This is a genomic window from Novosphingobium sp. TK71 (genome assembly GCF_055361505.1).
Genome location: NZ_JBSZKA010000001.1, coordinates 1,718,926 through 1,736,951, shown reverse-complemented (window position 1 = coordinate 1,736,951; position 18,026 = coordinate 1,718,926). Strand labels below are relative to the sequence as shown.

The following is an 18,026-nucleotide window of genomic DNA, read 5'->3' as shown; positions in this document are numbered from 1 at the left end:
TCGGCGGCTCTGTTCTGCAAGTCCGAGCTTATGGATCGATACGCGTATCTTTGATCGAAACGGGCGGGGCCGGCGGCCGAATATGACGAAAAATGACACCTGGCCGCGCTTTATGCCGCTCGTGGAAAGCGGCCCGGAATCGGCTCGATTCCGGCAGATTCTGCCGCTTCAGGCGCACGGTTCTCCGGGAAAGAAAGAACCCGTGGCAGCGCCGGGGCGGCCACGGGTTCGAGAAGGGGCGCAGCGCCCCGCGTGCGGAGCCGCAGGGCGCTGCGCCTAGTCGTGCGCGGGCTTGAACAGGTCCTTGTAGAAGCCGGTCGTGCGCACGGTGATGGTAACGGGGGTGTCTCCCTTGTTGCGCCAGTACCAGCCATGCGTGCCCTCGAACGGGGCGGTGAACTCTCCCCGTGCGCTTTCGAGCGAACGCTCGGCCCAGTAGCTCGTGAATTCGCCGTCCGGGGCATCGGGGTGTTCGCCGTGCATGTCCACTTTCACCGGTCCGCCGGCAGCGCGCCATTCGAAGACGAACCCGTCGCCCGCCTTCATGTGGGCCTTGATCTCCTGACCGCTGTGCGGGGCAAGGTGGATCGTCATCTCGTCGCTGCGCAAGGCGCCGGTGCGCTCAATGGCAGATCGGGTGGGGATCGGCAGCGCGCCGGCAGCGATGGCACCCGCAGGAGCGGATGCAGCGGCCGTTTCCGCTTCCGGGCTTCCCTGCGCCATGCCCGCGATGCCAAGCGCCTTGCCGATGCCGGTCGGATCGATCCCGGCTTCGGCGGGAAGCACGAAGGCCACGAGAATGACGGCAGCGGCGGCTGCCGCGCCGAGCGTGGCCCTGGCCAGCGCCCGCGGCGATGCGTGGATGGAGGCGGGCAGCGTGGATTTGGGGGTCATCGTCTGGGCCGTCATGTCAGGCTCCCTTGGTGAAATAGCCGGTGAGCTGGAAACCCACGAGCACGAAGCCCGCACACATCAGCGCGGCGTTGGCGGCGATGGCGCTGCGCTGGAAGCTGGGCGTCATCCGCCACAGGTTCATAGCGAGCAGGATCAGCGAAAGCGCCATGAGCTGGCCCATCTCGACGCCGAGGTTGAAGGCGATGAGGTTGGGGATCAGCCCGTCGCCGGACATGGTCAGTTCCTGCAATTTGGTGGCCAGTCCGAACCCGTGGAAGAACCCGAAGATCAGCACAGCCGCCTTGGGGTTGGGCGAGATGCCGAAGACCGTGCGAAACCCGTCGAGGTTGTCGAAAGCCTTGTAGGCCACGGACAGCCCGATGATGGCGTCGACGATATAGGGATTGGCGCGAAGGTCGAAGATGACGCCGATCAGCAGGGTGGAACTGTGCCCGAGCGCGAAGAGCGTGACGTAGGCGCCCACGTCCTTCATCCGGTAAAGGAAGAAGATCACGCCGCACAGGAACAGCAGGTGGTCGTAGCCCGTCACCATGTGCTTGGCGCCGAGGTACATGTACGGGATGATGTTCACCCCGGAAGTGCCCTCGATGAAGGCGGCGTCGTTTTCGGCGACGCCGTGCGCCCGGGCGATGGAACTGACCAGTGCCAGCAGCAAAGCCGCGATCGCGGCGGCGGCGAAGGTCAGGCGCCGCCTGTCCGTGAAGGAACGGCGGCCGAGCCGGGGAATGGCTGCCGGGTGCATGTCAGTTCGTCGTGAACGAGGCGAAGGTCTTGGCCTGGTCGCGCTTGTTGACGAGCGAGACGACGACCTTCGAACCCTTCGGCGCGGCGAGGCCCGGCGCGGAGAACCTGTTGCCCCCTGCGGCGACGAGCGGGGTCTGGGTCTTCTTGCCGGCGGCGGTAACCGTGACCTTCGCGTCGAAGCCGCTTGCCGGAACGGGTTCGTCTTCCTCGCTGACGTAGAAGCTCACGCCCTTGGGCGTCTTCACCATTTCGACCAGGATCTCGCCCGACATGGCGACGATGCCGCCGTGCTGCGGTTTCATGCTGCCATGCGCGAACGCGGTGGCGGGGACCGAGGCAAGAAGGACGGCAGCGAGAGCGGCGACGATAGGCTGGGTGTTCATCGGGAATGGCTCCTGTCGGAAAACGGGGGGGAGTGCAGGGAGGCTGGGTTAGGCGCCTATTCGGGGAGATGCGGCAGCACGAAGGACAGCGAGGCGCGGTGCTCGACCTGCTGGTACTTCACGGGATTGTCGGTCGGGCTGACGAAGATCGCCATCAGCACGTTGATGCCCTGGTTGCGCAACCTGATCGTGGCATAGCCCTCGCCGTCGGTCTTCACGGGCACTTCGTCGGGATCGTTGACGTAGTCCGTCATGACCTGCGCACCGGCCACCGGCTTGCCTTCGAAGTAGACGCGGACCTTCATCGGCTGCCCCATCTTCTGGGGGATGTCGGTTCCGACCGGCACGAGCTGGAGGGTCTGCCCGGCCAGCAAGGGAACCTGCCGGGTGGGCATGCGGGTCAGATGCACCGCGTATTTCCAGTTGTGTTCGCTGAGCGTGGCGCCGGGCACTTCGTCGCGGCCCTTGTTGTGGAATTCGCCGGCAGCATCCTTGGTCCAGATGCCGTAGTCCATCACCGCCGCCACCGCCGCCACCGGTTCGTCGCTGTCGACCACGGGAATGGCGCCGGCGTCGCGCAGCCTGACGTTCACGTCCAGCCAGTCTTCGTCATAGCCCTTCACGAGCGTGAGCTTGCTTTCCCGGGCGACCGCGTCGAGGTCGTCCGCGCCGACGCCGTAGACCAGGGCAAGCTGGCGGGCGCGCTGCGCGAACCAGATCCCGTGGGCCTGCGCGGGAAGGACCGCCGCGACGCTGGCCGCAAGGGCAAGGGCGATGCCCGATGTCTGGATAAGGCGCTTGCACGTCATCATGGCTTGTTTCTCCTTGAACCCGTTGAGCGCAGGCTGCCCCTTTCGCCCGGTCGATTTTGCTTTTGTGAGGCGCGTGCGCGGCACAAACTTGCGAATTCGTGGAAACTCTGGCCGAGCCGCCGCTTTGCGCGATGGGGCGAATGACCCCTTTACCGCTGGGGAAGCACGATTTTTCGTGGGAAACCGGCAGTCCGCGGGCGCGCGCGGGCTGCCGGTCCCGTTTCAGGAGACCTGGCGCCGCCGCGCGGCAAGCGCCGTGATCGCCGGAAGCACCAGCAGGGTCAGCACCGTGCAGGTGACGAGCCCGCCGATCACCACCGTGGCGAGCGGCCGCTGGACTTCCGCGCCAGTGCCGGTCGCCAGTGCCATCGGCACGAAGCCGAGGCTGGCCACCAGTGCGGTCATAAGTACCGGCCGCACGCGTTCCATGGCGCCGCCGACGATCGCCTCCTCGATCGGCTGGCCCTCGTCGCGCCGTTTGCGGATCGCGCTCATCATGACGAGCCCGTTGAGCACCGCCACGCCGGACAGCGCGATGAAGCCGACCGCCGCCGTGATCGAGAACGGTATGCCGCGCAGGAGCAGGGCGAAGACGCCGCCCGCCAGCGCCATCGGCACGGCGCTGAACACGATGGCCGCCGACCCGAACGTGCCGAGCGCCATGTAGAGCAGAGCGTAGATCGCGATGAAGCAGATCGGCACCACGATCAGCAGGCGCAGGCGCGCGGACTGAAGGCTCTCGAAGGTGCCGCCCCAGTCGGTGTACATCCCGGCAGGCAGGCTGAGCGCGTCGACCTTCTCGCGCGCTTCGGACACGAATCCGCCAAGATCACGCCCGCGCACGTTGACCTGCACCACGACCATGCGCTTGCCGTTTTCGCGGCTGATCTGGTTCAGGCCCTGGGTATAGCTGAACCGCGCGACTTCGCGGAGCGGGATGGACCGGGCGATCTGTCCGCCGTCCGCCGGGAGCATGACGGGGATCGCGCCGAGCGTATCGAGGTCGTCGCGCTGGGCGTCGGGCAGGCGCACGACCACTGCGAAGCGGCGATCCCCTTCGAACAATAGCCCCGCCTCGCGCCCGCCAAGCGCGGCGGCGACCGTGTTGGCCACTTCTTCCACCGACAGTCCGTGGCGCGCGGCGGCCTGCCGGTCGATCCTGACGTCGAAGGTGGGCGCGCCGGAAGTCTGTTCGGCGCTGACGTCGCCCGCGCCGGGTATCCGGCGCAGCACGGCGGCGATCCTGCCTGCCTGCCTGCTCATCTGCTCAAGATCGTCGCCATAGAGCTTCACCGCGACATCGGCGCGGACCCCGGCGATCAGTTCGTTGAAGCGCATCTGGATCGGCTGCTGGATTTCCGCCCGGTTTCCGATCAGCGGCTTCATCTTCTCCTCGATGCGGCGCAGGATATCCGCCTTGCTGCGAACTTCGGGCGGCCATTCGCTTTCAGGTCTGGGAATGACGTAAGTGTCCGAAGCGTTCGGCGGCATCGGGTCGGTGCCGAGGTCGGCATTGCCGTTCTTGGAGAACACCAGCGCCACTTCCGGCAGGGTCTTGAGCGTGTTCTCCAGATGGAGCTGCATCCGGGTGGACTGGTCGATCGAGGCGGACGGCACGCGGAAGTTGGTGACGGTGATGTCCTTCTCGTCGAGCTGCGGCATGAATTCCTCGCCGAGCATCCCGAATGCGAGGACGGCGGCCGCGAACACGCCCGCGCCGCCCAGAACGAAGGGCAGCGGCCGCGCCACCGCCTTCGCCAGCACCGGCGCGTATCTTTCCTTGAACCAGCGGATCGGCCTGACCTCGGTCTCGCTGACCTTGCCGGTGATCACCAGCGCGACCATGGCCGGGACGAAAGTGAGCGAGAGCACGAAAGCGCTGGCCAGTGCGATCATCAGCGTGATCGCCATGGGGGAGAAGGTCTTGCCCTCCACGCCCTGGAACGTCAGCAGGGGGACGAAAACCAGGAAGATGATGAGCTGGCCGTAGACCGTGGGCCGGATCATCTCGCGCGCGGCCAGCGTGGTTTCCTCCATGCGCTCAGGCCGGGTTAGCAGGCGGCCCTCGTGTTCCTGCCGTTCCGCAAGACGGCGCAGCGCGTTCTCGACGATGATGACCGCGCCGTCCACGATCAGCCCGAAGTCCAGCGCGCCAAGGCTCATGAGATTGCCCGAGACGCCCAGTCCGTTCATCCCCGATGCCGTCATCAGCATGGTGATCGGAATGACCGCCGCCGTGATCAGCGCCGCGCGGATGTTGCCCAGCAGCAGGAACAGCACGACGATGACCAGCAACGCGCCCTCGATCAGGTTCTTCTCGACCGTGGCGATCGTGGCGTCCACCAGCTTCGAACGGTTGTAGACCGGCTCCGCGAACACGTCGGGCGGCAGGGCCCGGTTGATCTGCACCAGCTTGTCCGCCGCGCTGGTGGCGACGACGCGGCTGTTCTCTCCCACCAGCATGAGCACGGTCGATATCACCGCCTCGGAGCCCATCCGGCTGCCGGAACCGGTGCGCACGGCCCCGCCGATCACGACTTGCCCGAGATCCCGGACGCGCACGGGTACGCCCGCCCGCGTGGCGACCACCGCGTCCTCGATCTCCTCGACCGATTTCAGCCGAGCATCGGCACGGACCAGGAAGCTCTCCCCGCCGCGCCGGACGTAGTTCGAGCCGGCCGAGAGGTTGGCCCGTTCAAGTGCGTCGGCCAGTTCGGTGATGGCGATGCCGTAGGAAGCCAGCGCGGCGAGATTGGGCTCGACGAGGTACTGCTTCACGTAGCCGCCGTTGGAATCGACACCGGCCACGCCGGGCACGTTGCGCATCTGGGGGCGGATGATCCAGTCCTGCACGGTGCGCAGGTAGGCGGCTTTCGCCAGTTGGGTGGTGAGCCGTTCGCCTTCGGGCGTGAGGTAGCTGCCGTCGGACTGCCAGCCGGCCTTGCCGTCAATGGTGGCGATGCCCTTGCCGTCGGGGTGGCGGAAGGCGACGGAGTAGAAGAAGATCTCGCCCAGCCCGGTGCTCAGCGGCGAGAGCGTCGGCTGCACGCCGGGCGGCAGGCTTTCCCGGGCCTGCGCCAGGCGCTCGGTCACTTGCTGGCGGGCGAAGTAGATGTCGGTATCGTCCGTGAAGACGGCGGTGACCTGGCTGAACCCGTTGCGCGATATTGAGCGCGTCATGTTCAGTCCGGGAATGCCGGAAAGCGCGGTCTCCACCGGGAAAGTCACCTGCTTTTCCATGTCCACGGGGCCGAGCGTGGGATTGAAGGTGCTGATCTGGACCTGCCGGTTGGTGACGTCGGGCACGGCGTCGATCGGCAGCTTCGCAAGCTGCCAGAGACCGAACCCGGCGACGAGCAGGGTCAGGAAGGCGACGAACCACCGTGCCCTGACCGAGAGTTCGAGGGTGCGGGCAATCATTCGCCTTCCTCCCCCTTTTCCAGCTCGGCCTTGAGCAGGAAGGCATTGCGCGTGGCGATCGGCGTTCCGGCTTTCAGGCCCGAGGCGATCGCCGCCAGTCCGCCGCTGCGGCCGCCGACCTGGACGGTCTGCGCCCGGAATCCCCGCTGAGTGCGCAGGAACACGACGGTCCGCTCGCCGATGGTCTGGACCGCGTCCTGCGGCACCATGACGCCGCCGCGCGCGGCGCCGACGCTGGCGAGGATACGGCACTGCACGAGTTGCCCCGGCACCAGCGCGGCGGTTCCCGGCAGGTCGATCACGATTGTGACGGCGCGGCTGCCTGGATCGACGACATTCGTCGCCGAACGCACGCGGCCTTGCAGCGCCGGACCCTCGCCCGCGGAAAGCTCAACGCGGTCGCCCGCGCGGATGCGGCCGGCATCGGCGGCCGGAACGCTCGCGGTCACTTGCAACCGGGCGGGATCGGCAACGCGGAACAATGCCGTTTCAGCCGCCACGAACTGCCCGAGGCTGGCCGAAGCCTGCGTCACCCGGCCCGTCACCGGGCTGACCACGAGCACCGAGCGGCCATCGCGGGAAATGCGTGCCGTGCCCGCCGCCGCGCTGGCGCGCCGGGCGTCGGCTTGCGCCACCGCGAGGTTGGCCTGAGCGGTTTCATAATCGGCGCGGGGGCTCACCCCCTGGCCAAGCAGCGTGCGTTCGCGGGCAAGCTGGCGGCCGGCGAGCGTGACGCGGGCAGCGGCCGCTGCCTGATCGGCGGCGATCGCGGAGGCATCGCGGCTCTCCACCAGCGCCAGCGTTTCGCCCGCGCGCACGGGATCGCCGATGCGCTTGAAGAGGCGTGTCACCGTGCCCGGCGCCCGCGCCGTCAGCACGGCTTCGGCATCGGGCGCGGCCTCGACGGTGGCCGCTGCGAGAATGGCGGCGTCCAGTTCTCCCACCGCTGCGGCGGCGACTTCGATCTGGGACAGCCTGATCCCTTCGGGCGATATTTCCACCACCCCTGCCGCGGCCGGTCCGGCGCCGTCTGCCGGTTCTGTCGATGCGCTTTCGGGCGAGGCGTTCCCCGGCGCTTCCTGCGTCAGGCGGGCGGCGCCGAAGCCTAGCGTCGCGGCCGCCACCAGCGCCGCAGCGGCGCCTGCGTAGAGACGATTCTTTTCGTTCATTGGACCGGTTCTCCGGTAATCGTGAGGCCCTTGAGGCGGGCAAGGCGGGCGCGGGCGTCGAGGCGGGCGGCTGCGGCGTCGAGGATGACGCCGCGCGCCACGCCAAGGCCGTGCCGGGCTGCGAGCAGTTCGATGAGGGGCGACTTGCCGGCTTCGTAGGCGAGGCGGGCCATGCGGTAGGTCTCTTCCGCAGTCTTCAGCGTCCGCTCGGCAGAAGCGGCCCGCGCGTCGGCGGCTTCGTTCAGGGCCATGGCCGCGGCAATTTCGGCCTTGATGTCGAGCAAAGCGGCGGAATCCCGCGCCTGCGCACCGCGCAGCTCCGCCTCGGCGGCATCGATATTGCCGCGATTGCGATCGAACAGCGGGATCGGCACGCTGAGGCCGGCCAGCAGGGCATTCGCCTTGTCCGCCTCCAGACGCCGCACGCCTACGGACAGGGTGACGTCGGGAGTGGCCTGTCGCCGTGCGGCGACAAGCCGGCGCTCGGCAGCCTCGCGCTCCGCCTTCGCGGCAAGATAGGGCGCGGTCTGAAGCGGATCGACCGGACCGTAGCCGCTCCTGGCCTCGAAGCGGGCAAGGAGCGGCTCTGCCAGCGCGGTGAACGAGACCTCCTGCCCCGACAGGGCCGAAAGCCGCGCATAGGCGCCCACGCGCTCGGCCTTCGCGGTGTCCAGCAGGGCGGCCATGGCATTGACCTCGGATTCGGCCTGAAGGCTCCGCAGACGGGCTTCCTTGCCCGCGTCCACCAGCGCCTGCGCGGCGTGCAGGTCCGACTGGGCTTCCTCCAGTTCGTCCTCGGCCAGTTCGATGCGGCGATCGGCGATTTCGGCGCCGGCATAGGCCAGCGCCAACTGGTAGGCATAAGTGATCCGCCCGTCGCGCGTGCGCGCCGTGGCCGCGTCCAGCCCGGCTTTTCCGGCGGCGATGCGCGCGGACCGCTTGCCGCCGATCTCGATGGCCTGATTGAGCTGGAGCGTGTTTTCCGCCCGGTCGAAGCCGGTGTAGGGCTGCCGTCCCGCGACGTTCTCGGTCATCACGCTGATGGTGGGATTGGGGCGCGCACCCGCCTGCCGGGCAAGGCCCTGCGCTCGCTCTACTTCGGCATCCAGTTCGATCTGGCGCGGGGCGTCACGGGTATCGCGGAAAAGCTGGGCGAACGGCGGGGCGGTTTGCGCAAGCGCGCTGGCATAGACCAGCCCGCTGCCCATGGCCGCAAGTCCCGACAGCACGCGGACGCGCCGTCGGCCGATGAAATCGGTCATTTCTGGGGTTCCTCTGAAGTCTGATGGTCACAGTACGCCGCGCGGGCGTGCCGGATTCAGCTTCGAGGGGGGCGCAGCAGGGCCTGGGGCGCTATGCCGGAAAGTGCGAAATCGCGGCCGACGAACCATGCCGCCGCCACGGCGAGAAGCGGAATCGCCAGTTCGATGTCCGGCACCAGGTCCGCAAGGCCGTGGATCATCGAATGGGTGATGTTGTGAAGGTCGTTTGCCGGGGAAGCCGGATCGCCGTCCATACCCTTGGCTGAGGGACTGTCGTGCCGGTGCCCGTCTTCATGCCCGAAAAGCGCCGCGTCGGCCCCGAAATCGTCGTGATCGACAAGGGCGGAATGCCAGTTCGTTACCGTCAGCATGTTGGCCATCGCGAACAGCGCCAGCAGGGCGCCGAGAACGAGCAGCAAGCTCGTCGGTTTGGAACCCCGGCCATGAAGCACCCGCGCGGACATGTCCTTGCGCATAGCCCGGAACGGCGGAGGCGACAATCGCACCTTGTCCGATATCCTTGCGAAGCGAAAAGGGGGCGAGCCTTCAGCCTAGCCGGCTACAGTCATGCAATCTGCCGAATCTGCGCGCCCGGACGGCAGGAAACGCCGCCTGAGGGCGCGATCCGGCCGACCGGAGCCACGCCCGCTTGGGAGCATCCATCGCGGCGTCAGGAAAGGGCGATGGCGAAGGCGATGACATGAGCCAGGATCGCAAGGGCGCCGGCATAGAAGACGGGAGCGATCGGGCGGATATCGGTGTCGGTCATGGGCGTTCTCCAGTATCGGGCCGGAGGTTCCGGCGCCGTCGAAACCGGGAGATGGCAGGGGGCGACCGGCCGGCAACCGCTTTTACGTTACGGATCGGCACGAGCGGCGAACCGCCCGGAAATCGGCGATTTATCCGGTTCGCGAACCGTGGATCGGATCGGGATTTCACCGTAAACCGGACTTATGAGCGGGAAGCGAGCGGATCGGCGCCCTGTCAAAACCCGCGCTTCGGCGTTATTCCGCGGGCCATGCCCGATCCGCTTCCCAAGTCCGCGCTGCCCGCAAGTGTCGATATGAATACGCGCGTGCTGCTGCTGGGCAGTTTGCCGGGGGAGCGGTCTTTGCAGGCGGGCGAATATTACGCGCACCCGACCAATGCGTTCTGGTGGCTGATGGGTGAAGTGCTTGCCGAGCCCGGCTTGCGCGCCCGGCCTTATCCCGAGCGGCTGGACCTGTTGAAGGCGCATGGCATCGGGCTGTGGGATGTGATCGCAACCGCGCGGCGGCAGGGGAGTCTCGATACCGCGATACGCGATGCCACGGAGCGCGATCTTGCCGGGTTTGCTGGCCGCTTGCCGCATCTGCGGATGATCGGCTTCAACGGCGGCACCGCGGCCAGACGCGGGAGACGGCAATTGGCCCATCTCGATGCCGGCTGGGCGCTGGTGGATCTGCCTTCGTCCAGCGCCGCCTATGCGGCCCTGTCCCGCGCTGCAAAGCTCGACGTGTGGCGCGGAATCGCAGGCTATCTGGGGTAGCCGCCCCGTGCCTGCCCTGGCGAAGCCAGGAGGATCCGGGGCGGCTTTTCAGGCAGGCTTTTTAGAAGTCCATCCAGTCATCGGCGGTGGCGAGCGCTTTCAGCGGCTTTCGCGAGGCCATCGTCTGGATAGGCGCGCTGGCCGAAATGCTGGCCGAGCTGCTGACAGGCACGGGGCGGAGCGCCGGGCGCAGGCCCTGCGGTTCGTTGCCGATGCGGAACATCGCGGCGCGGTCCGACAGCGAGGTGACCTCGCTGTTGAGGTTGCGCGCCGCCGCCGAGGTCTCCTCGACCATCGCGGCGTTCTGCTGGGTGGCCTGGTCCATCGTGCCGATCGTGGCGCTGATCTGGGTGATCGTCGAGGACTGGGCCTGGTTGTCGCTGGCGATGTTGCTCAGCAGCGAGTGCACTTCGGTGACGTCGCCCGAGATGTTCTGCAGGGCGCCGTCCACGCGCTGGACCGCTTCCACGGCGGTGCCGATGTCGGTCTGGGTCGCGGTGAGCTGTTCGCGGGCGCGCTTGGCTTCCTCTTCCGAGCGCATGGCGAGCGCCGAGACGAGATCGGCCACGACCGCGAAACCGCGACCGGCATCGCCTGCGCGGCCCGCTTCTACAGCGGCGTTCATGGCAAGGACGCGGGTCTGGAAGGCGATCTTGTCGAGCCCCTCGATCACCGAATCGATGCCCTTGGCGCTTTCGCTGACGCGGCCCATGGCCTGCACCGCCTCGTCGGCGATGTCGCGGCCGGAACCGACCACGGTCATCGCCCCGTCGGCGCGCTGCACGGTGCGTCCGGCGGCGGCGGCGGTGGCGCGCAGGCGCTCGTCCATCTGGGTGATCGCGGCCGAAGTCTCTTCGAGGCTGGCGGCGTTGCTCTCGGTGCGGCGGGCGAGATCTTCGGATGCCTGGGCGATCTCGCTCGAGCCGGTGCGGATGGCGACGGCGCTTTCGGCGACGGCGCCGATGAGGTCGCGCAGGGCGCCGAGGGCGGAGTTGAAGTTGCTCTTGAGTTCGCCGTAAGCGGGGGGGAACTCGGCGGAGATGGTCTGGGTGAGGTCCCCCTCGCTGATCGCCTGGAGGCTGCCGCGCAGGGTGGAGGTGACGACTTCCTGTTCGCGGGCGGCCTTGGCGTCGATCTCGGCGCGGGCCTCGGCGGCGGCGCGGAACTGCTCGACGGCGCCGGCGATCTCGCCGATCTCGTCATGGCGCTCGCGATAGGGAACATCGGCGCGCCCGCCTTCCGCCAGTGTCGTGGTGACATCCGCGATACGGCTCATCGGCGCGGCGACGGAGGCGTTCAGCACGAGCCAGATCAGCACGATGCCCGCGATGCCGACAAGCGCCAGTCCGCCTGACAGCCAGATGGCGAAATCTGCGGTCTCTGCGCCTTGCGCGGCCTGTTCCCGCGAACGCTCGCGGGACTCGTCCAGCAGCTTCTCGGTCAGGTCGATGATCTCGTGGGACGCGGTGCGGGATTCGGTCTTGAGCACGGTCATGGCGGCGGGAAGGTCGCCGGCCGCGCGCACCGCGAAGAGATGGTCGTTGGCCTTGTTGAGAGCCTCGACATTGGCGCTGAGGGCCGTGGCATCCTGCGTAAAGCTCTCGTCGGCGACCTGCTTGTACTCGTCCACAGCCTTGGCCAGTGCGGCCTTGGTCTTGTCGAGCCGCTCGCGGATATCGGCTTCTTCCTGCGGCGTGTTGACCGCGGCGTAGTAAGTATAGACGATGATCCGCATTTCCTTGACGTTGCTGATGACGTCAGCGAGCGCGGACATGCCGGCAATGCCGTGATCGACGTGGTTCTGCGCGATCGCATCGAGCTTGCGCGTCGAAACGAGTCCGTTGATGCCTACGGCGCCGAACAGCACCACGAGTATGCCGAAGGCGGCGAGCAGCTTTCTCGGAAGCCGCCAGTCGTTGAGAAATTCAAGCATGTAGAATCCATTTTGCGGGGAGCGGATGGAGCCGCGCTGGGCGTGCCTTGATCGTATTATAGGCGGCCGGTGCGCTTCCCGGCGCTCGCAGACGGCCATGCGCGGGCTTCCGCGCGGCGAATCGGCAGGAGCCGAAGATCGCCGCGGGCGGCCGGGCAGGGCATCGACGCGAGGCCATTGGCGGGCGCCTTGAAAACAATCGTTCCATTGATGGGCTGCGATGCGGCGCGACTTGTTGGCGCGCATCCGATAAAGTCACGAAAATCAGCCGTTCGATCTCTATTTTTGAGACGGTTTTATGACAGCCTGTCCCGTGAGTATTCGATACAAGCGTAACAAGGTTGACATACAGACGTTCTAGCCGACGCCCCGACATCATTGCTGGGGTTCGATCCATGTCCTTTCGCTTTTCACGTTCTTTCCGTTCCGCCGTACTGACCGGCAGTGCGCTTGGCGCCATGCTGGCGGCAGGTTCCGCGCAGGCAGCCGAAGCTGCCGTCGCTGCCGAAAGCGCGGCGGCGGAGGCCGGACCCGGGCTTTCCGACATCGTCGTCACCGCGCAGAAGCGTGAGACCAGCCTCCAGACCACGCCGATCTCGATCGCGGTGATGAACACGGAAGACTTGCGCAACCGCCACGTCGTTTCGCTGGAATCGCTGATGGACGGTTCGATCCCGAGCCTGCGCGTCGCGCCGATGTTCAGCCGTTCCTCGGCGCTCACGGTCGGCATGCGCGGTATCGGCACGATGGGCGACGCGAACCAGCCGAGCCGCGACCAGGGCGTGGGCGTCTATATCGACGGTGTGTTCCTTGGCCGCGCGCAGGGGCTGGGATCGGCGCTCTACGATGTCGAGCGGATCGAAGTGCTCAAGGGGCCGCAGGGCTCGCTGTTCGGGCGCAATACGGAAGGCGGCGCGATCAGCATCGTGACCAGGAAGCCGAGCGGCGAATGGGGCCTGCGCGCCACCGCCGGGATCGGCAATTACGGCGCCCGCGAGGCCAGCGCCCATCTGGACCTGCCCGCCGTGGCCAATATCTCGGTCAAGCTCGACGCGCTGATCACCAGGCGTGACGGCACGGTCGACAATCCGCTGGCCGGCGCGCACGATTTCAATGCCTACAACAAGCGCGGTCTCCACGCCGCGGCACTGTGGCAGCCGAGCAGCAGCTTCAGTGCGCTCTACAGCTTCGACATTTCTCAGGACCGGACGACGCCTTATTACGTCCAGCTCCTTTCGGGCGGTTCCTATGCCCGCGCGCCGCTGATCCAGCTTCAGCCGGATCGCGCGTCAGAGGCGAACATCGGCGTGCCGCAGGCCTGGAGCACGGGCAAGACCCATGGCCACATGGTGACGCTCGACTGGAACCTTTCCGAGGCCATCGAGGTCAAGTCGATCAGTTCCTATCGCGAGCTGACCCAGACCCAGCTCGACAACGGCATGACCAACATCACGGTCTTCGCGCCCAACGCCAATTTCAGCCGCTACAGCCTCGCGAATGTCTGGCAGCACCAGTACAGCCAGGAAGTGCAGGTCATCGGCACGCTGCCCGAAGTCGATTTCGTGGCGGGCGGCTTCTACTATCACGAGCACGTCCGGGACGACGCCTGGACGCCGAACACCAACAAGTGGAACGCCGACGGCACCGGTTATACCGTTCTGCCCGATCCCGTGGCGTCGAGCGCGTTCCCGGACCGCGCCAGCCGTGCAGATACCGACAGCATCGGCGTGTTCGGGCAGGCGACCTGGAGCCCGCATTTCCTGAACGACAAGGCGCACCTGATGCTGGGCGGGCGCTATACGCATGACAAGAAGTCGGGCTCGCTCGACAAGGTCAACGGCGTTGCCACCGCCTACCTGCTCGACGAGAGCTGGGATCGGTTCGATCCGACCATCAACCTCGCCTACGATCTTGCCGACGACATCCACGTCTATGGAAAGTGGAGCACCGGCTACAAGGCGGGCGGCGCCAATTCGCGCTCGCTGACCTATCGCGCGTTCAAGCCGGAAAGCGTTTCCAGTTTCGAAGTGGGCGCCAAGACCGAATTCCTCGATCGCCACGTCCGGCTTAACCTTGCGGCGTGGACGGCGGCCTACAAGGATGTGCAGATCGACTTCTACGCCCCGGTCGCCAGCAGCAACCGCACGACCACCGAGACCACCAATGCCGAAGGGCAAGGCCGTTCGAAGGGTGTGGAGGCGGAACTGACCGTCATGCCGATGACGGGGCTGACGCTCTCGGGCAGCTATACTTATACCGACATGCGTTTGCCGGAAGCGCCGAACCCCTTCGTTACCGGGAATCCGCTGATGGCGGTCTATCCGGTGTTCACCCCGAAACATGCGGCGAGCGGCGCGTTCGATTATCAGACCGAACTGGGCGACGCGACGCTGCGCTTCCACCTCGATGCGAACTATTCGTCGAAGCAGTATGCGCAGGTCAACGATCCCACCCGCAGCCAGAGCGCCTTCCTTGTCAACGGCCGGGTGGCGCTGAGCGAGATCGAGATGCCGGGCACCGGCGCGAAGATGGAACTGTCGGTCTGGTCGCGCAACCTGTTCAACAAGGCCTATACCTACCTGCGCAGCTACAGCTCGGCGATCGGCCAGTACGGCATCTACAACGAGCCGCGCACTTACGGCATTTCGAGCACCGTGCAGTTCTGATCGGGCGGGAAGGGAAATGGACATGAAAATCCGCCGGATCGCCGTTTTCGGCGCATCGATGCTCGCGCTTTGCACGCCGGCGCTGGTCGCCTGGCGCGCGGAGGCGCAGGCTCCCACCGCCTCGGCCGGTTCGCAGGCTCCCGGACACCAGCGGTTGCTGCCGCTGGAAGGCGGGCGCAATTTCCGTGACCTTGGCGGCTATCGCACTGCCGACGGCCGCACGGTGAAGTGGGGCATGCTGTTCCGCTCCGGCTCGATGGCAGGGCTGACCGCAAGCGATCTCGCCTCGCTTGACGCGCGGGGGCTGCGCGTGGTCTGCGATTTTCGCGACCATGCCGAGCGCGCGGCCGAGCCCGCGCCCTGGGGCGCCGATGCCGCCTCCGGGCCGACCGTCTTCGCTGACGATTACGACGGCATGGCCATCGGCCTGATGCCGAAGGACATGGCCCACATGACGCCGGAATCGGCCCGCGCGATGATGACCGCGAGCTATCCGACGATGCTGCGCACTTTTGCGCCCCAGTACAAGCGCATGTTCGCGCAGCTTCTGGCGGGCCATGCCCCGCTGGCGTTCAACTGTTCGGCAGGCAAGGACCGCACGGGCGTTGCCGCCGCGCTGCTGCTCACCGCGCTGGGCGTCCCGCGCGAGACGGTGATCGAGGACTATCTGCTGACCAATCGCTATCTCCCGGCCGCGCTTGCCGCCTCGGCCGGAAAGGGCGGCGCGCTGGACGGCCAGCCCTGGTCGCGCCTGCCGCCCGAAGTGCTGGGCGCCTTCATGAAGGCCGACCGTGCCTATATCGAGGCGGCGTTCGGCGCGCTCGATGCCCATCGCGGCGGGGCCGAGGGTTATCTTGCCGACGAGATGGGGCTTGGCCCGGCGCAGATCGAAAGGCTGCGCGCGCTCTACCTGGACCGAGCCTGAGCCCGAGGCGGGTACTGGAGCCTGCGCCGGAGGCGGTGCCCGAAGATTGTCTTTCGGGACTCGCGATCTATGAGGGGCTCATGTCCCGGCGCAGGTTGAAAGTCTTCTTCGATGGCGGTTGCCGCCCCAATCCCGGCCCGATCGAGGTGGCCGTGGTGATGCGCGGCACCGCGCACCTGTTCACCGATCTCGGGCGGGGCGGCAATGAGGATGCCGAATGGCTCGCGCTGATCCGCGCGCTGGAACTGGCGCAGGCTTCGGGTGAGGCCGAGGTCGAGCTGATCGGGGATTCGCGGGAAGTGGTGCGGCGGGCCGATGCGGTTCTCAGGACCGGGCAGGCCGATGGCGCACATTCCGCCGCATTCCGGGCGCTGGCGGCAAAAGGGGCGCCGGCCAGGGTCCGCTGGATCAGGCGCGGGCAAAATCTCGCCGGGATCGCGCTTGCCGCGCGGCATCCGCGATAGGGCGCTCCGGCAGGCGCAATTCGGAGGGCATTGCACAGGTTGCCTCCTGTCCCTAGGCGGCGTTCGCGCGTCTTACCCGGTGCTGACGACTTGCCGCCGGTAAGGAGGGGCGCTGGTAAGGAGACCGCCGTGCGGGTGCAGGCACGCAATGACATCGGAGAATTCGACCGGCGCTGGCGGCGTGTCCTGATGTCGTTCTTTTCGCGCCGTATCGGGGATCGCGCGGAAGCCGAGGACCTCACGCAGGAGGTTTTCGAGCGGATGCTGCGGCACGATTCCGGCGTCGACCACCCCGACGCCTTCGTGTTCCAGATCGCCGTGAACCTGCTGGCCGACCGGCACCGCCGCTACCGCGTGCGCGAGCGTTATCGCCATTTCGTGGAAGCGGAGGAGCGCCGCGACGTCGAGTTCGTCGATCCCCATGCGATCGCGAGCGGACGGCAGGGGGTGGAGCAACTGGTCCGCGCGCTGGAGGCGCTGCCGGAGCGCACGCGGACGATGTTCGTGCTCTACAAGTTCGAGCAGCTCAGCCAGGATACCATCGCCGAGCGCTACGGCATCTCGAAAAGCGCGGTCAAGCAGCAGATCGCCAAGGCCATGGCCTTGCTCGCCTCCCGGATGGGAGACGTAAAATGAAGGATTCCGTCATCACCGATACCGTCGATCCGCGCGCCGAAGAGGCCGCGTCCTGGTATCTTTCCCTCACTGACGGCTCGATGAGCGAGGCCGACCAGGCGCAGTTCGACGATTGGCTGGCGGTGCCGGACAATGCCGATGCCTTCGCCGACATGGCGCGGATGTCGCGCGCGCTGGACGGTCTGGGCGAAGAGCCCGACATCATCAGCCTGCGCACTGCCGCGCTTTGCGACTACGAGGACCGCACCGACAGCGGGCGGCGGCGCGGCGAAGTGCGCAAGTCGCTGTTCGCGGTCGCGCTGGCGGCCTCGCTGCTGCTGGCCTTCCTCGGCGTCCTGTCGGTGTGGGGCGATCATTCGCAGCGCTATGCCACCAGCATCGGGGAGCGGCGCACGGTCCTGCTCGACGACGGATCGCAGCTTGCCCTCGACGGCGATTCCACCGTGGACGTGGATCTGGGGCATTACCGGCGTTCGCTCGTACTGGTGCGGGGGCGCGCGCGGTTCAACGTTGCCAAGGACCCGCTGCGGCCCTTCACCGTGACGGCGGGCAACCGCATCGTCGTGGCCACCGGCACGTCGTTCTCCGTCGAACTGCTGGGCAGGGACGTTCACGTCCAGCTCTTCGAGGGGCACGTGGCCGTCGTCAATCGCACCGCGGGGCGCGGCATGGCGCCAAGCGAGCAGTTCCGGCCGCGCCGCCTTGCGTCCGAACCGCAGCTCACGCCCGGCAACGAGATGGTTGCACTGGCGCAGGGTGTCGAGGCACCGCGCGTTGCGCCGTTCCAGATCGGCGCGGGGCAGGCGTGGCAGGACGGCGAACTGGTCTTCGAGAACACGACGCTGGCCAGTGCGGTGGAACGCGTGAACCGCTATTCGCGCCAGCCGATCGCGCTGGCCGATGCGCAGACCGGGGCGATCGTCGTCAACGGGGTGTTCCGGGCGGGCGATGCGCGCGCGTTCCTTGACGGCGTCACCGCGCTCTATCCGATCGAGGTCAGCGCCGATGGCGACGGCTGGAAGATCGAGCGGCGCTGAAAAGGCAGGATCGGGGAAGGAAAAAGCGGCGCCTGACGCTCCGGACTGAAAAAAGTTTCCGGCAAGGCGCTGTCCCTCCGGCGGCACCGCGCGTCTCACCCTGCGGCAACAATCAATCAAACAGGGGTCGCA

15 protein-coding genes are annotated in these 18,026 nt (G+C 67.1%); 6 read left to right on the top strand and 9 right to left on the bottom strand.

Annotated elements, in window-relative coordinates; genetic code table 11:
- Positions 1-276 precede the first annotated feature (276 nt).
- The 8 genes from ACXJ16_RS23625 to ACXJ16_RS23590 form a co-directional block, all read right to left on the bottom strand.
- Entirely contained in the window at positions 277-909 is a 633-nt protein-coding gene (locus ACXJ16_RS23625) for a hypothetical protein (RefSeq protein ID WP_324699891.1), read from the bottom strand.
- Between the two features lies 1 nt (position 910).
- Positions 911-1,657, bottom strand: a complete 747-nt coding sequence (locus tag ACXJ16_RS23620; RefSeq protein ID WP_185999111.1) for a HupE/UreJ family protein — start codon at positions 1,655-1,657, stop codon at positions 911-913.
- Between the two features lies 1 nt (position 1,658).
- Positions 1,659-2,042 carry a hypothetical protein gene (locus ACXJ16_RS23615; protein ID WP_324699890.1) on the bottom strand — a complete coding sequence of 128 codons (384 nt, stop codon included), beginning with the start codon at positions 2,040-2,042 and terminating at the stop codon, positions 1,659-1,661.
- Positions 2,043-2,098: 56 nt separating this feature from the next.
- Entirely contained in the window at positions 2,099-2,851 is a 753-nt protein-coding gene (locus tag ACXJ16_RS23610) for a DUF4198 domain-containing protein (RefSeq protein WP_186000046.1), read from the bottom strand.
- Between the two features lie 225 nt (positions 2,852-3,076).
- Complete coding sequence (locus ACXJ16_RS23605) at positions 3,077-6,274, bottom strand: efflux RND transporter permease subunit (protein WP_463922334.1); 3,198 nt, start codon at positions 6,272-6,274, stop codon at positions 3,077-3,079.
- Complete coding sequence (locus ACXJ16_RS23600) at positions 6,271-7,443, bottom strand: efflux RND transporter periplasmic adaptor subunit (protein ID WP_463922332.1); 1,173 nt, start codon at positions 7,441-7,443, stop codon at positions 6,271-6,273. Before ACXJ16_RS23600 ends, ACXJ16_RS23605 begins: the two co-directional genes overlap by 4 nt.
- Positions 7,440-8,705 (bottom strand): TolC family protein, encoded by a 1,266-nt coding sequence (locus ACXJ16_RS23595; RefSeq protein WP_324699886.1) that lies wholly within the window; start codon positions 8,703-8,705, stop codon positions 7,440-7,442. Before ACXJ16_RS23595 ends, ACXJ16_RS23600 begins: the two co-directional genes overlap by 4 nt.
- Before the next feature lie 56 nt (positions 8,706-8,761).
- Entirely contained in the window at positions 8,762-9,211 is a 450-nt protein-coding gene (locus ACXJ16_RS23590) for a hypothetical protein (RefSeq protein ID WP_463922331.1), read from the bottom strand.
- Between the two features lie 512 nt (positions 9,212-9,723).
- Here ACXJ16_RS23590 and ACXJ16_RS23585 point away from each other — a divergent pair.
- Positions 9,724-10,233 carry a DNA-deoxyinosine glycosylase gene (locus tag ACXJ16_RS23585; RefSeq protein WP_186000045.1) on the top strand — a complete coding sequence of 170 codons (510 nt, stop codon included), beginning with the start codon at positions 9,724-9,726 and terminating at the stop codon, positions 10,231-10,233.
- Positions 10,234-10,294: 61 nt separating this feature from the next.
- Here the strand turns inward: ACXJ16_RS23585 and ACXJ16_RS23580 are convergent, their stop codons facing one another.
- Complete coding sequence (locus tag ACXJ16_RS23580; protein ID WP_463922330.1) at positions 10,295-12,166, bottom strand: methyl-accepting chemotaxis protein; 1,872 nt, start codon at positions 12,164-12,166, stop codon at positions 10,295-10,297.
- Positions 12,167-12,561: 395 nt separating this feature from the next.
- On the opposite strand from ACXJ16_RS23580, the gene ACXJ16_RS23575 reads away from it, so the two are divergent.
- The 5 genes from ACXJ16_RS23575 to ACXJ16_RS23555 all read left to right on the top strand — a co-directional run bounded on the left by ACXJ16_RS23575 (position 12,562) and on the right by ACXJ16_RS23555 (position 17,894).
- Positions 12,562-14,832, top strand: a complete 2,271-nt coding sequence (locus tag ACXJ16_RS23575; protein ID WP_463922328.1) for a TonB-dependent receptor — start codon at positions 12,562-12,564, stop codon at positions 14,830-14,832.
- Between the two features lie 22 nt (positions 14,833-14,854).
- Positions 14,855-15,757 (top strand): tyrosine-protein phosphatase, encoded by a 903-nt coding sequence (locus tag ACXJ16_RS23570; protein WP_454797937.1) that lies wholly within the window; start codon positions 14,855-14,857, stop codon positions 15,755-15,757.
- An 80-nt stretch (positions 15,758-15,837) separates the two neighbouring features.
- Positions 15,838-16,221, top strand: a complete 384-nt coding sequence (locus ACXJ16_RS23565; RefSeq protein ID WP_463922327.1) for a ribonuclease HI — start codon at positions 15,838-15,840, stop codon at positions 16,219-16,221.
- Between the two features lie 129 nt (positions 16,222-16,350).
- Positions 16,351-16,857: an RNA polymerase sigma factor gene (locus ACXJ16_RS23560; RefSeq protein WP_292636631.1), complete on the top strand. Its 507-nt coding sequence runs from the start codon at positions 16,351-16,353 to the stop codon at positions 16,855-16,857.
- A complete protein-coding gene (locus ACXJ16_RS23555; protein ID WP_463922326.1) occupies positions 16,854-17,894 on the top strand; it encodes a FecR family protein in 1,041 nt (346 codons plus the stop codon). The genes ACXJ16_RS23560 and ACXJ16_RS23555 overlap by 4 nt, the downstream gene beginning before the upstream one ends.
- Positions 17,895-18,026 lie beyond the last annotated feature (132 nt).